We start from the raw sequence: 14,181 nt of genomic DNA on the forward strand, positions 1-14,181 counted from the left end.
GATTTTTAACCCGGCGGTAACGGCGCGTTCTCTGCTGTGGCTGAGGTTTAATTCGCGAAAAAGCAGGTAAGATGGCCAATATACCGGGCGGATATTTGTGACACTGCTAATTTCGGCATTAAAGATGAGGAAAGTGCTGACACTGTTTTGTCAGTACTTTTTGCATTTTTGGTGATGGTTTGTAAGCATAAAACTGCCATTGTGACCCGGAGAGGCACTTTTTACCAAAATTTATCGACTTGCTGCTGTTCCACCCTGTTCCTTGTGTTTCACTGTGCACAGGAACGGATTTGGCAGTAAAACCCAAAAAAATCACGGCCCGGTTACGGGTTATTACTCACGGGTACAGTGGTACTAATCGCCTCGGCCGCATTACCCCCGGGAACAATAATACTAACAGCTTCAACCGGAGGGCTAACCGGGGCAGGGGCTGCTGCTACAACATTGCCGGTGGCTGGATCTTCAGGCGCGCTTTCAACAGTCGGCTTGTTTTCGGAAGCCCGCATGGTTAAAAAGGTAACGCCGCTTATGCCGGTTAGGGCCAGCAAAGTATCGCTGAGTTCGGGCATTACGCAGCCGCTTTGCACGTGGGCCACTTTCATTATGTATACGATCATGGCGATGGAGGTCCACACAAAGTTCTGGAACCGGTGTATGCTCACACCGTTATGGTCCGATAAAATATCGGAGAAAAAACCTTTCGAGGGGCGATTTTGATGCCGGGGCCTGTTATCAAGCTCCTCACGTTTATCAATAATGGCCGCCGCCGTTAGGATGCCGGTGCCGATGCCCATTAATACCAGGGCAGTTTTATTAATGGCGCCATCCGCGCAGTCGCCCTTGGTTAACGATAAATAGATATAGGACGAAGCAATGATCACCGTCCACGCGGCAAACTGCGTTTTTGCCAGGCTGAAGGGACTTTTTTTATTTTGTATTTTAGTTTTTGTACGGCGCTGCACTTTTGAAACTTCTTCATCAAACTGGTCGCAGTCGGTGATTTCGTCGCGAAGCATATTGGTGTACCGGCTCAGTAAGAAAGATAGCACAATGATAACGCCTATAACGCAATAGGCTTGTATATCGTGGCCCTCAGACACCTTTCCGTGCTCGCAGCCAGATAATGCTGCAGCCAAAGCCACCGCGGCGAAAACAATTAAAAATCGTTTCATATTTTAAGAAATTAAGTATTGGTTTGCCGGCTTGCCCGGAATTGTGGTTAAGGTGTATTTATTAAGGTGTTATAGCAATTGGGTATTATTCATCAAAATGCGTTAAAATACTAGTGAAACAAGGTTAAATGAACATGCAATCAATTTAAAATGATGCTGAATTACGGTTCAGGTAATTGTGACTAAATTATAAAAAGGTTTTTGAAAATCAAATAGTTAAGCGGTGCTTTCGATGGCTGTTTGAATTGGGGGAGTAATTTAAATTTCGTATGGCCGCAGTTTCCCACCCGCTGCCAATGTGTATTTGACAAAGCAGTATAGAAGCGGGTGGGAGCCTGGGAAGATTTGAGAAGGGGTACTATTTTACTATTACCCCTTCATTTAATACTACGTCAGTTAAAAAACCGGCGCAAATACCTTTCACTACAATAGTGGAATGCGTGCCGCTTATTTTGCTACCATTTTTTAATGTACACAAAACCCCCGAAAATGGATCATTACTCTTAAGGGTAACGGTATAATTACCAGCCTGGTCTTTGCCCTCTTTTATTACATCTCCTTTTATTTGAATTACTTTGTTCAAATAATGTGCATTTGCACTGGATTCGTTAGCCTGGTAATCCTTAACAAGTTGCCCGGCCGTTACAGCGATGGCATTTTCCAACTCCACATCCCTGTGGTGGGTTTTTGAATACTGAAACACGTAATACCAAACCGCCGCAATCGAAGTAAAGCAAAGCGCGAGTAATATCAATACGATTTTAATTTTCATTATTAGATATGTTAGTAGGTGGTTTTTGCCGGATTTTTCGGTTTTACTACCGAAAACACCCTCGAAATATTAAATCCAAAACGTATGCCGCCGTTACCCCATAGCCCCTGGGTTTGGGTAATAAAACTGCTCTCGTTTATCCCGGTCGAGTTGGTGAAAAACAACTGGAACACATGCCCCCCGGTTTCAATGTCGAACCCTACTGACGCGGAGTTGGTATAGCCCCCCAACTGGGTAACCTGGTAATAGTATTCGCCGGTAAGGTTCACCCTTTTAGACAGGCGCTGACGAAAACCGATCCCCATCGAATACAGATCGTTTTTAACAGCTTTAGTCGGAACTATATTATAATGCACCATAGTTGGAACCAGTTGCAATGAAAAATAATCATTGAATTTTCGCGCCAGGATTAGTTGGCCGGAAAAGCTAAAATGGTCCGAGTAGTTTATCGGAAAAGTCGTAACCGTATCTTTCAATGAGCGCCACACGCCCGTTGCAGCCAGGCTTATTGATATTGGCATATTAACTTTACCGGTCGACTGGCGCAAAATTCGGTATTTAAAAAATCCGTCAAATTCCTTATTGAATGTGCTTCGGCCTATACCAACCTCAAGCCTGTCGGTAATACCATAATCAAGCCCAAGGCGCATGGTAGCCTGGTCCAATCCAAAAAAATTATACGACCCGGTGTTTACGAAACCAAAACGGTGCGATATTCTAAGATCCAAAATTCCCCTGCCGGTATTTTCAATTGTTTGCCCGTTTATCAGTCGGGTCGATTTAAATATCGATGTTGTGATGTCCGTTTTTTCTTTTGCGTCTTTTTTATCCTGCTCGTCCTGCATTTTAAACAGGTCGGGGGTTTGGCCAAAAGCGTTGTGCGGAAATAAATAAACTATGCTAATTAAGGCGATACACCAAAATAGCTTTGCGCTTGTTTTGTGCTGATAGGTTTCCATTATTGATACTTACAATTAACTGTTACCTCGGCTTCGTTTGCTATTTTTCCACCGATATATGAACCTGTTATGCCATAGTCGGCAAGCTTTACTTTAAAGGCGCCGTTTACAGTCGGGGTGCCTTTGGCAATCGTAATCTCCCCAGTAGTTGATACTTTTTGCGATACACTATGTATGGTTAATGTGCCCGAAAAATTTGCCGTGTATTTACCATCCTTTGCAAAGTTCACGGTGCCGATATTGGTGATAAAGCCCCTAAACTCGGCTTTGGGGAATTTTGAGCTTTCCAGGTAGTTTTCATTGAAGTGGTCTTCCATTAACTGGTTCTCAAATTTGAAACTTTTGATAAGGGCACTGAATATCACCTGGCCGGTTTTATCAACCATTTTGCTGTCGACCTGGTTATTTATACCAATTACCTTTTCAAGGGGGCTGCTCGCGTTGAACCTGATTTGCCCTGTTGTAGTTGAAAATATTTTTTGCGCATGCAGGCCGAAACTTAAGCCTGCAAAAAATAAAAGAAGGGTTGCTTTTTTCATGGTAGTTAAGTTTAATTGTTAAGGGCGCCATTGTCAATCCAGGTTTGGATAGTTTTGATGTCGCAGCTGGAAAGCTGCTGCCCGTTTTGGGGCATAGCAGGTATGCCTCCCGTATGTTTTATAGAGTTCATTAGCTGCCCGTTGCTTACATAAATTTTTAAAGCACTATAGCTGTCTAATTTTATTCCGGCACCTGCAGAAGCGCTGGCGCTGTGGCAAGCCGAGCAATTTGTAGTTATGATTGCTGACACATTTTGACTATAGGTTGCCGTAGTAATTGTGCACGGTGCCTGGGGGTAAACCAAATTAGAATGGTCGTAAAAGCAACTGCTTAGCATGACTAGCATGGTAAACAGGATGATATATGATTTCATGTTTTTTTTAAGATTTATTGTGGGCACCCACTGTTTATCCACTTGGTTATTTGAGTTACCTGGCAATCGCTTAATTTGCCCGATTGCGGCATATTCATTGCTGCATTTGCCGAGGTGAAATTAATGGCGTTTAAAAAGTTAGCCTTCATTGTAGTGCCGGCTGATTTGGCACTGGCATAATCGCTCAATACAACATTGCCCGATCCGGGAGCTATCCCATGGCATCCGTTACAATAGGTAGCAAACAGCAGTGAAATACCATTGTTATATGTTGTTTTAGTGGTATCGCATGTGGTTACAGCGCAGCTATTATTCAATGCGCCCTGGTTTATCCATTTACCAATAGTTGCTACTTGCGCCGTGCTTAGTTGCGGCTTATTCCGTGGCGGCATTGAGCCTTCCTGTATAACCGTATAATATTTACTCTCATTCGGGTTTTTCGCCCTTATGCCCTGCATAATATTAGCATAACTGGTTAATACAAGTTCCTCGCGCTGGGTGGCCGCATCATGGCAGCCGGCGCTTGCACAATAGGTCTGAAATAACGGCAACACATCGGTTTGAAAGCAGACAATGTCGCTGGGCGGTGTGCCTGTGCCGCCGCCGGTGTTGCCACCTGTGCCGCCGGTATTTCCGCCCATGCCCCCGCCAGGGGTGCCACTGCTTTTGGGGGCAATACCGTCATGCGTGCATGCAAATAGCATAAAAATTAAAGTTCCGATGATCAATAGGGGTCTTTTCATGGGGGGGGGTGTTTAATGGTTGATTTAAATTTTACATCAGCAGTATCGTTTACGTGCCATTTTTTTACCGGGCTGCGATTAATTACATGGTTGTTTAAAAAGCCAGGAAAATAGCTCTGCGTACTTTGGTAACAAAAATGTTACAATTGCAAGAACGGCAGACAAGCCTATGATATTATCACCTTTGAAAAAAAAAGATGCTAATTGTTAATTGGCTGTTAGGCAGCCTCTTTTTTGAAACCAAAATCTGTACAAAACAGCGCAAGCCGATGCTTTAAAGATGTCTTTAATTGGAGCCGGGAACTTGCATTAGGATCAGTCGAAAAGAACCGGGAAACCGCGTAAGCAGTTCGGGTTAGCTGCAAGAGTAATTCACCAGCCTATTTTTGAGCATGATTAAGCGCATAGGGATATCGGCAATATGCTTTACTGTATTTGGTTACGGTAAGCGGTTTCGCTGTAAATGTGCATTATTGCTTTATTCATCTTTTTGTCGTAAGCAATAAATGCGCCCGTAAAAGGTTGGAGCGCACCGGGCGTTAAAATGGATTGTTGCAAGGACACGCACCTTGTGGCAAATGTTAAGGATGCCCACAAGGGTGGCATAAACACTGTTTGTGCCATAGTATTTAGCGTTAGCCCGCCTGCCGTGGTTTTTGCTGGCAATTATTACCAGCAAAAGCCGGCTTACCTGGCCGTAATTTTATACAAAGATTTGCTTGATCCACCGCCTGGCAGTATTCCTGTTTTTTTGAAGAACCCGATGCGTCGCGTCTGATTGACTAGTGCCTTTGCGCCGTCTTTTAACGCAGGCCGTTGACCTGCGCTGATAGGTTGAACCCTTACAAGGTTAGTGATTTGCACCGTAATCTACTACAAAAAACGATAAAAATTCCCCAAAGGGGTAAATCAGTCGGCGCAGGGTATATCCCTGCGCTAGAATTGAGGTTTCGAAAATTTAAGGTTAACAACCCAGCTAACCACGCAGTTTCCGCTTTAAAAATCAGAATATTCCGTAGGATGAAGAAATATAATATCGGCGTGCGAAACGTTGTTTTTATATTCCTCTTTAGCGATAAGCGTTTTCCATTGCGAATCATTCCCAAATGCTTCCCAATGTTTGTCCCTGTCGGCTTTGCTGTTAAAGGTGGTCATATACATCAGGTTCGGCATGCGGCTGCCCGATATCACTTCCGAATAAAAAACGGCATTAAAGCCCAATCTTTTAAAAAGTCCTATTTCGTCGCCCGTATTAAACATGCGCACTTTGTTGACATTATATTTTTCTGTTGCACTTTCATAGCTGCGCAATTCATAAACCCTGTCGGCCTTTGCAGCCGTAAGGTTGGGTACTGCGGTTGATGGCATTCCCGGGAAAGCCTGCAGTATAATTGATTCGATACGGGAATAAGGGGCATTTTTGTAATCCGCATCAATATAGTCTTTGCCATCAGCCAGATACTTTGCATCAGCCTGCAGCCGTTTTTCAATTCCTGCTAATTTATCCAGCGAGGAAAAGGGAGTGAAAACATAAATCCGCTTGTCCGTATCCTGTTGTGTAACCGGCTTAAATATTCCCGCATGCTTAATACCTGCGCGATGAACAGCCGGTACGTATGCTTGTTGTAAATATTGCTCCAGCCTGGTTTCCTGCTCCTGGGTTTTATAATGGTAAATTTTAAGCTGGTAATAATCCGCCGGTGGCGCAGCCGCAACAGCATTTAAAGCGGATATTAAAAAGATGAAAAGACAAAGGCAAATAAACCTGGATAAACGGGATAACTTCATGAATTGTTTTGTTTAATGTTCGCCACAAACTTAGGTTAACGCCGCTTTAAAAATAAAATTGAGGCTACTAATAAATCAATTAGTGTAACAATGCCCCCCCTTTTTCAAAAATCAAAACTGCATTTTGGTTTCCGCAAAATTGCACAAACTGCCTAATATTTCACTCAATTCTTCGGCCTTAGCGGTTAAAGCGTATTCGGTGCGGGGCGGCGTGCCCGGTATATAACATTTATGCACCAGGTCATGTTGTTCAAGGTGTTTCAACCTGTCGGCAAGTATATGGTCACTGATGTGCTCCAGATCTTCCTTTAAACTGGTAAAACGGTTATTGCCTTCTTCTATGCTGAACAATACTTCAGTCATCCATCGTTTACTCAATAAATAAATCAATTCGTTAAGTGCACACTTTTCTTCCAGGAACGATTGGTTATAGAAATTTGTTGAACTTAGCTTTCTCTCTGACATGACTAACTTTTTAATGTGTGGCTAATTACTTTGTAAGTTATTGATACAAAAAACGGTTTGTTGTTTCTTTGCAGCCGTCATTACAAAATATCAACGACTAATAAAGCCAAATTATTTTATTGTGGCAAATTAGCAAAAATTGCATTTATAATATTACAAACTATGAAATACCGAAAATTAGGAAACACAGATTTGCAGCTTTCAGAGGTGACTTTTGGCGCCTGGGCGGCCGGGGGATGGATGTGGGGCGGCACAGAAAGAAAAGATGCTATAAATGCGATCAGAACTGCATATTCGCTGGGCGTTACGTCGATAGATACCGCGCCGATATATGGGCAGGGAACGAGCGAGGAAATTGTAGGCGAGGCTATGAAAGGGGTTTCGCGGCACAGCTTCCAGATACTGACCAAATACGGCATGCGCTGGGATTTAAAAAAGGGGGATTTTGCCTTTAGCAGTAAAAACAATAGCGGAAAGGCTATTGATATTTATAAATATGCAGGTAGGGAAAGCATAATTAAGGAATGTGAGGACAGTTTGAAAAGATTAGGTACAGATTATATCGACCTTTACCAAATTCACTGGCCCGACACTACAACACCTATTGAAGAAAGTATGGAAGCTGTTACCCGGCTTATTGAGCAGGGGAAAGTAAGGCACGCCGGTGTTTGCAATTATGATGCGCGCCAGTTAGAAGAAGCGGCAAAGTACATCCCGCTGGTTTCTGACCAGGTTCCTTACAGCATGGTAAAACGTGATATTGAGACGGCACTTATTCCTTATTGTATCGAAAATAAAAAATCGATATTGGCGTACAGTCCGTTAGAGCGCGGGCTTTTAACCGGTAAAATGCTTCCCGGATACAAATTTTCTGAGGGGGATCATCGCCGGCAGGTGCGGTTTTTTAAGGATGAGAATTTGAAAAGAACCAGCGAATTTTTAAACCGGATAAAGCCTGTTGCTGATGAAAAACACATCACATTAGGACAATTGGTTATCCTTTGGACGCTTGCACAGCCTGGCATTACCATTGCGCTGGTTGGCGCGAGGAATGCCGAACAGGCTATTGAAAATGCCAAAGCCATCAACAGCAGTTTAACTGAAGAGGAAGTAAAATTGATTTCAGAACATCTTGCTGCTTTGGAGTTAGCTCCTTAAACCCGTAAATTCTAACAGCAGCATTATAATTCAGACAAAAATGGCCGGCAAAATATCTCCGGCCATTTGTCATTTTTAGTCCTCTGCCCAGCAATCCCCAGCCTAAATAACCACCTGTTTGCAATAAGTAATTCAATTTTCTTTATCTTTAATTTTTTATCGACAATGAAGACCCTCAAAATATTTTTTGTCCTGCTGGTATTAAGTACCGGCGTTGCCAGGGCTCAGTTTACCAAAGCCGAACTGCAGGTTAGCGGGCTTACCTGCGCCCTGTGCGCCAAAACCACCGAAAGATCGTTACAAAAACTGCCCTTCATCAGCGAAATTAAAACCGACCTGATACGCAACACCTACCTGATTACCTTTAAAACCGGCGAACAGGTAAATTTTGACCAGATAAGCAAGAGCGTGAAGGATGCAGGCTTTTTTGTAAGCACCCTCAAAGCCACTTTCGACTTCACCAATGTAAAAGTTGCCGATAATCGCTTCACCTACGGCGGCGACAGCTTTCAACTGATGAATGCTGAGAAATCGCCTGAAGGTCAGGTGGCGGTTACTATTGTCGACAAGGGTTTTGCGCCAAAATCGGTTTCCAAAAAATACCTGGGTACACTTGCTGATGCAGGTAAATCAAGCACAGGCGGCAGGACGTATCACGTGGCTATATGACCGCTGATTTATTTGATTGCGTTGATTTCGCTGATTTTGCCTACAGTATATTCCTTGACAATCAACGTAATCATTCCCCCATCAGCGGTTTGGCGGTTTAATGGTTTATCAGCTTCAGCGCCTGCGTCACATGTCCCAGGTGGTGCTTGCTATGCCATGCGTACAGCGCCAGTGCGGTTTTTAGCTGCATGGTTTTGCCGGTGGCAGGGTGCGTAAAGGTGCGGCGCCATTCGTCTTCCCCAAAACTGTCCAGCAGGGCGCCCCAGTGCAGGTGCAAGCCTTCCAGTATTTTTAACGATGATTCCACCGGCATGCGGTAGTCGGGCAGCAGGGCCCAGTCGGCTTCTTCGTAAGGTTTAATAGTTGGGTTATCCTCGGTAAGGGCCCATTTAAAGCGCAGCAGGCTGTTCATGTGGCTGTCGGCGCAATGGTGTACAACTTGCCTTATGGTCCATCCACCGGTGCGGTAGGGTGTGTCGAGTTGCTTCTCGTTAAGGTTAACAATTGCATGGCGCAGTTTACCAGGGAATTCTTTAATGGTTTTGGTCCACTTGCGTAAATCTTCAGGAGTATACGATGCCGGGGCAGTGAATGTGCCGACAGGGTATTTTAATAGGTCGTCTGTCATGGTTAGTAAAAAAAATTAAATTAGGTATAATTTTAATGTTCAACAAGGTTTTGGGCTATTTTAGCGTTTTGTATGTGTTATTTACACCCCGATGATAAAACGACTGCTTGCACTCTTGGTTTTTTTTAGCTACACGGTCATTTACGCCCAAACTATTAAAACCGATGTGCTGGTGGTTGGCAGCAGCGCCAGCGGGGTGGCTGCGGCCATACAATGCGGACGCAGCAAAGTAAAAACCATACTCGCCGACGATGGCTTTAAAATAAGCGGCATTACCGTGGCTGATCAAATGGTGAGCCTTGAGGTTAACAATAACATTGCATCAGGCATCTGGGGGGAATTCAGGAACCATATCCGCGAAAATTACGGCAAGACAGCCGGTTATGATACCGCGCAAAATGCCCCTTTGAAATTTGAGCCGGGCATGGGCACCTCCATCTTAAAAAAAATAGGCGATACGGTTAAAAATCTTACCGTATACCAAAATGCCATCTTCAGCAATATTAAGAAAGATGGCGACCGCTGGGAAGTAAGCCTTACCCGGGATGGTAAAACTATCACCATAAAAGCCAGGGTAGTGGTTGATGCAACGGAAACCGGCGCCGTGGCCATAAAAGCCGGTGCCAAAATGCGCGAACCTTTCAGCAATCAAACGGATAACAGCGTACTTAAAATGTACCGCACCTCTATCGCTGCCGGCGAAAACCTGCCCGGGCAAACCCATACCGACGCTAATTCGCCAAAAAATAATTACCCGCAATACCCGGCATTTACTATTCCGTTGAATTCCATTTTAGTCGGCGATGTGGAGAATATACTGGTTACTGAAAAGGTGCTGCCAGCGGAAAAGAACATCCAATATCTGCCCCTGCAGTTACAGCTTGGCCAGGGCGTTGGCTGTGCAGCCGCTTTTTGCGCCTTTTTTAAAACCACTACCAAACACCTAAACGTGCGCATTATCCAGGGTGAGTTGCTCGACTTTAAAGGCTACCTGCTCCCCTTTGCCGACATTAATCAAACCGATCATGCCCGGCGTGCCATACAACAGGTTTGCGCCACAGGATTGTTAAGAGGCAGGCAGCAGGTTACAAACGGCAATCCCCAATTTGTTTTTATGCCCGATTCAGCAGTTAGCACGGCCGAAGTGCAGCCAGTTTTAGCCGAAATATACACCCGTGCCTTCATTTGGTTCAACATCCAAAAGCCGGGCGAAAAATTTACCGTGGGCAACACGCTCTCCTTCATCAGCGAAATAACGCTTACCGACCCGGCAGTGCTAAACAAAAGCATGGCGAAGGCATGGAAGGGGCAGTATAAATTTAAGTCGGATTTTGATGTTAACAGGCCAATTTCGCGGTACGAGTTTGCGGTGCTGGCCAACCGTTTCCTGAACCCCTTTGCGCGGACGGTTGATTTGGCGGGAAGATTGGTGAATTAGCGAGTTAGTGAATTGGCGAATTGGTGAATTAGTGAGTGGTGTGTTGCCTCAAACTTTCAACCTCTAAAATATCTTCAGCCTTTACAACTAACAACAAAAATAAAGGGCTGCAAAGCTTTCAACCTTTACAACCCCCTAAAACTATGTTAAACTCTTTGTAATTAACCTTACGCAACCATCATTTCGCCAACCAGCGCATCCATGTTGCCACGGTTGCCGTTTAGTTTTGACAGGAAGTTGCTCAGGCCGAAATCTAGATTTTTTGCATCTTTTGATTCTTTAACCAGCTCGGCCATAACCGGGGTGATCAACGAATTTGCTGCCGACATTGCTGATTCCGGCTCGATGCCGTAGAAATTATTCAGCTTGTTGGCAAACTTGTTAATGATGCTTGATACTAATGAATTGTTGTAAATACCCGAAAACTGGAAAAATTTAACCAGCTCCTTTATCTTACCAGTCTCCAGCTGGTTTTTTAACACCTCGATGATCGAGCTTGAAGCCTCGTTTATCACTGCTTCATGGTATTTTACGGGAATAGCGGGGTTGTCTATAACGGCCGTCCCGGCGTTATTTTTGACAAGCATAAACAGTTTTTCAAACATGGCGTTAGTGTATTAAGAAATTTATAATAAAACCCACCTTATTGGATGATTGACGCAAATATATTAAATAATAATTTTCAAATTCCAAACAGTATGTGAAATTTGTTAAAATTATGACAATTTACTTATTGTAAAATAAACACTATGTACGATGTGTTAAACTAACACTATACATAGCGTGGTTTCGGCTAAAAATCACAGTATCGTGTCAAAGTTTTCGGTTTTAAATACGTGCTAAGTATTTACTTGTTACTTTTGTTTCAAAATCATCTCAATTATGTTGCCAAATACCGATTTTACCACCACGCAGGCCTATAAATACCTGGCCGACCATTACATTGATATTACTCCCCAAAGCCTTAAAGGTTTGTTTGATACTGATAGCGACCGCTTTAACAAGTTTTCGCTGCAGTTTGAGGATATGCTGCTCGATTATTCCAAAAACCGGATCGACGAGCAGACTGTAGCTTTGTTGATGCAGCTGGCGCGCGAGTGTTCAGTAAATAAGGCAATCGACGCCATGTTTAGCGGCGAGGTAATTAACGCTACCGAAGGCAGGCCGGTGCTGCACGTTGCCTTGCGTAACCGCAGCAATACGCCTATTTTGGTTGATGGGAAAGATGTAATGCCCGATGTAAACCGCGTGCTGGAGCAAATGAAGACCTTTAGCGAGGCAATCATCTCCGGCAGTTGGAAAGGCTACACCGGCAAGGCTATTACTGATGTAGTAAACATCGGCATTGGCGGCTCCGATCTTGGACCCGTAATGGTTACTGAAGCACTGAAAGCTTACAAGAACCATTTGAACATGCACTTTGTATCAAACGTGGATGGCACGCACATAGTTGAAACTTTAAAGGGCTTAAACCCCGAGACTACTTTATTCCTTATCGCCTCAAAAACATTTACCACGCAGGAAACCATGGGCAATGCTCACAGCGCCCGCGACTGGTTTATAGCCGGCGGTGCCAAGGATGCTGACGTGGCCAAACATTTTGCAGCGCTATCAACCAACAGCGAGGGCGTATCCAAATTTGGTATCGACACCAAAAATATGTTCGAGTTTTGGGATTGGGTTGGTGGTCGTTATTCGCTTTGGAGCGCAATTGGCTTGTCAATCGCCCTGAGCATCGGTTACGATAACTTTACCGAACTGCTGGCCGGCGCACATGCTATGGACAATCACTTTAAAAGCACCGAGCTGGAGCAAAACCTGCCCGCGGTACTGGCATTGGCTGGCATCTGGTACAACAACTTCTTCGAGGCCGAAACCAATGCCATTTTACCGTACGACCAATACATGCACCGCTTTGCCGCCTATTTTCAACAGGGTGATATGGAGAGCAACGGCAAACACGTGGACCGCAATGGCAAACCGGTTGACTACCAAACCGGCCCTATCATCTGGGGCGAACCTGGCACCAACGGTCAGCATGCATTTTACCAGCTGATACACCAGGGCACCAAGCTTATCCCCTGCGACTTCATCGCCCCGGCACAATCGCACAACCCGCTGGGTGAGCATCACAACATGCTGCTTTCTAACTTCTTCGCCCAAACAGAGGCACTGATGAATGGTAAGAGTCGTGAAGTAGTGGTTGAAGAGTTGAAGAAAGCCGGCAAAACCGACGCCGAAATAGAAAAGATCGCACCGTTTAAGGAGTTTGAAGGCAACCGTCCCACCAACTCGATATTACTAAAGAAAATAACCCCGCGCAGCCTGGGTTCGCTGATAGCTATGTACGAGCATAAGATATTTGTGCAGGGCATTATCTGGAACATCTACAGCTTTGACCAATGGGGCGTTGAGCTGGGTAAACAACTGGCCGGCAAAATCTTGCCTGAGCTAAAGGACAATGCCGAAGTTAGCTCGCACGATTCATCAACCAACGGGTTGATAAACCAGTATAAAGCATGGCGTTGAGCCCACCAGCCTCCGCTGATTAGCGGAGGAGCAAAAATATAGCGAAGGTCCGGCGTGTTTGCTCCGGGCCTTTTTTGTGCGTCATTCCCCCCTCCCTGGGTGGGTTGCGACGGAATGGTGTAAGGGCAGGGGTGGGTTCGCCGCAATGCCCAAGGCGAAAACTATATTGTTATGTACTTCTTAGGCGATGCTGGGAAGCTTCGAAATGGAGTTCCTGGGATTAGGCGCTCAGTAGCCGCGGGGGCTGTTACGTTTTTCGCATCTGATTGTCGCCCGGTATAAAACCCAGGTTGATTAGCGCTTAGGGTAGCAAAGTTTTACCAGACCTGCTGACACCGCCAAAGAATTACATATACCCAGTGCCGGCAAAACCAGGCAGCTTTAAATCTGCATCTGGACGGCGTGTTATGTTATAAACTATGAAACCCCTCACCTATTTATTAATATCGGCAACGCGAGCATTGCCGATATTATTCAAATTTATCTTAGTACTTCAACACAATAAACCCGGTTTTGCGTTTTATTTCATTACCGACTTTATATTCCAGCGAATAGAAGTAAGTCCCGGCCTGTTGTAATTTACCATTGGTGCTTGAATGTCCGTCAAATACTTTGGTTCCATTATCGTAACCTTTTGCCTCGTACACTAAAGCACCGCTGCGGCTCATTATCTGTATTTTGTTTTCCGGGTACGCTGCTATTCCGTCAATAACAAGCACGTCACCTCTTCCGTCCCCATTTGGTGATACATTTTGGTGGACTGTCAAGCTATTGGCGGTGATTGGCGACTCCTGCTGGTCATACTTCATTATAGCAGCTATCGGTCCCGGCCTGGTAAAGGTTATGCTATACGTTTTAGTGGTTACACCATCCTGTGCTGTTACCACGGTATTAACTACAGTAGTTCCCACATTTAAAGCTATCGCTCCCGACGCTGTCCCGCTGGC

General features: G+C 44.7%; 17 protein-coding genes. 6 read left to right on the forward strand and 11 right to left on the reverse strand.

Features of this window, described 5'->3' with window-relative positions:
* Positions 1–323: 323 nt before the first annotated feature.
* From NAF19_RS28045 to NAF19_RS28070, 6 genes are all read right to left on the reverse strand, one after another.
* The gene (locus NAF19_RS28045) at positions 324–1,172 is read right to left on the reverse strand and encodes a hypothetical protein (RefSeq protein WP_252793691.1); all 849 of its coding nucleotides are present in this window, start codon (positions 1,170–1,172) and stop codon (positions 324–326) included.
* A gap of 358 nt (positions 1,173–1,530) precedes the next feature.
* Positions 1,531–1,944: an OB-fold protein gene (locus NAF19_RS28050; RefSeq protein WP_252793692.1), complete on the reverse strand. Its 414-nt coding sequence runs from the start codon at positions 1,942–1,944 to the stop codon at positions 1,531–1,533.
* A gap of 11 nt (positions 1,945–1,955) precedes the next feature.
* On the reverse strand, positions 1,956–2,903 hold the full coding sequence (locus NAF19_RS28055) for a DUF5777 family beta-barrel protein (protein ID WP_252793693.1): 948 nt from the start codon (positions 2,901–2,903) through the stop codon (positions 1,956–1,958).
* Positions 2,903–3,442 (reverse strand): YceI family protein, encoded by a 540-nt coding sequence (locus NAF19_RS28060; protein ID WP_252793694.1) that lies wholly within the window; start codon positions 3,440–3,442, stop codon positions 2,903–2,905. Before NAF19_RS28060 ends, NAF19_RS28055 begins: the two co-directional genes overlap by 1 nt.
* Positions 3,443–3,453: 11 nt before the next feature.
* Positions 3,454–3,816, reverse strand: a complete 363-nt coding sequence (locus NAF19_RS28065; protein WP_252793695.1) for a c-type cytochrome — start codon at positions 3,814–3,816, stop codon at positions 3,454–3,456.
* Between the two features lie 14 nt (positions 3,817–3,830).
* Positions 3,831–4,559, reverse strand: coding sequence for a c-type cytochrome (locus tag NAF19_RS28070; RefSeq protein ID WP_252793696.1), 729 nt, complete (start codon positions 4,557–4,559; stop codon positions 3,831–3,833).
* A 435-nt stretch (positions 4,560–4,994) separates the two neighbouring features.
* Between NAF19_RS28070 and NAF19_RS30950 the strand changes: the two genes are divergently transcribed.
* Positions 4,995–5,102, forward strand: a complete 108-nt coding sequence (locus NAF19_RS30950; protein ID WP_502213793.1) for a hypothetical protein — start codon at positions 4,995–4,997, stop codon at positions 5,100–5,102.
* Between the two features lies 1 nt (position 5,103).
* A complete protein-coding gene (locus tag NAF19_RS28075; protein WP_252793697.1) occupies positions 5,104–5,337 on the forward strand; it encodes a hypothetical protein in 234 nt (77 codons plus the stop codon).
* A gap of 218 nt (positions 5,338–5,555) precedes the next feature.
* Here NAF19_RS28075 and NAF19_RS28080 read toward each other — a convergent pair whose 3' ends face one another.
* Together NAF19_RS28080 and NAF19_RS28085 are read right to left on the reverse strand one after the other, a co-directional pair.
* Positions 5,556–6,347 carry an NIPSNAP family protein gene (locus NAF19_RS28080; RefSeq protein ID WP_252793698.1) on the reverse strand — a complete coding sequence of 264 codons (792 nt, stop codon included), beginning with the start codon at positions 6,345–6,347 and terminating at the stop codon, positions 5,556–5,558.
* A gap of 111 nt (positions 6,348–6,458) precedes the next feature.
* The gene (locus tag NAF19_RS28085; RefSeq protein WP_252793699.1) at positions 6,459–6,812 is read right to left on the reverse strand and encodes a winged helix-turn-helix transcriptional regulator; all 354 of its coding nucleotides are present in this window, start codon (positions 6,810–6,812) and stop codon (positions 6,459–6,461) included.
* Between the two features lie 162 nt (positions 6,813–6,974).
* Between NAF19_RS28085 and NAF19_RS28090 the strand changes: the two genes are divergently transcribed.
* The gene (locus tag NAF19_RS28090; protein ID WP_252793700.1) at positions 6,975–7,970 is read left to right on the forward strand and encodes an aldo/keto reductase; all 996 of its coding nucleotides are present in this window, start codon (positions 6,975–6,977) and stop codon (positions 7,968–7,970) included.
* Positions 7,971–8,135: 165 nt separating this feature from the next.
* Positions 8,136–8,639 (forward strand): heavy-metal-associated domain-containing protein, encoded by a 504-nt coding sequence (locus NAF19_RS28095; protein ID WP_252793701.1) that lies wholly within the window; start codon positions 8,136–8,138, stop codon positions 8,637–8,639.
* Between the two features lie 97 nt (positions 8,640–8,736).
* On the opposite strand, the gene NAF19_RS28100 is transcribed toward NAF19_RS28095, so the two are convergent.
* Positions 8,737–9,267, reverse strand: coding sequence for a YfiT family bacillithiol transferase (locus NAF19_RS28100; RefSeq protein WP_252793702.1), 531 nt, complete (start codon positions 9,265–9,267; stop codon positions 8,737–8,739).
* A 91-nt stretch (positions 9,268–9,358) separates the two neighbouring features.
* Between NAF19_RS28100 and NAF19_RS28105 the strand changes: the two genes are divergently transcribed.
* Positions 9,359–10,705, forward strand: coding sequence for an FAD-dependent oxidoreductase (locus NAF19_RS28105; protein ID WP_252793703.1), 1,347 nt, complete (start codon positions 9,359–9,361; stop codon positions 10,703–10,705).
* Between the two features lie 167 nt (positions 10,706–10,872).
* Here NAF19_RS28105 and NAF19_RS28110 read toward each other — a convergent pair whose 3' ends face one another.
* Positions 10,873–11,310, reverse strand: coding sequence for a hypothetical protein (locus NAF19_RS28110; RefSeq protein WP_252793704.1), 438 nt, complete (start codon positions 11,308–11,310; stop codon positions 10,873–10,875).
* Positions 11,311–11,587: 277 nt separating this feature from the next.
* On the opposite strand from NAF19_RS28110, the gene pgi reads away from it, so the two are divergent.
* Entirely contained in the window at positions 11,588–13,234 is a 1,647-nt protein-coding gene (gene pgi / locus NAF19_RS28115; RefSeq protein ID WP_252793705.1) for a glucose-6-phosphate isomerase, read from the forward strand.
* 485 nt (positions 13,235–13,719) lie between these two features.
* Here pgi and NAF19_RS28120 read toward each other — a convergent pair.
* Positions 13,720–14,181 (reverse strand): T9SS type B sorting domain-containing protein (locus tag NAF19_RS28120; protein ID WP_252793706.1); only part of this gene is annotated, 462 nt, incomplete at its 5' end.

The organism is Mucilaginibacter flavidus (assembly GCF_024055575.1).
Lineage (GTDB): Bacteria > Bacteroidota > Bacteroidia > Sphingobacteriales > Sphingobacteriaceae > Mucilaginibacter > Mucilaginibacter flavidus.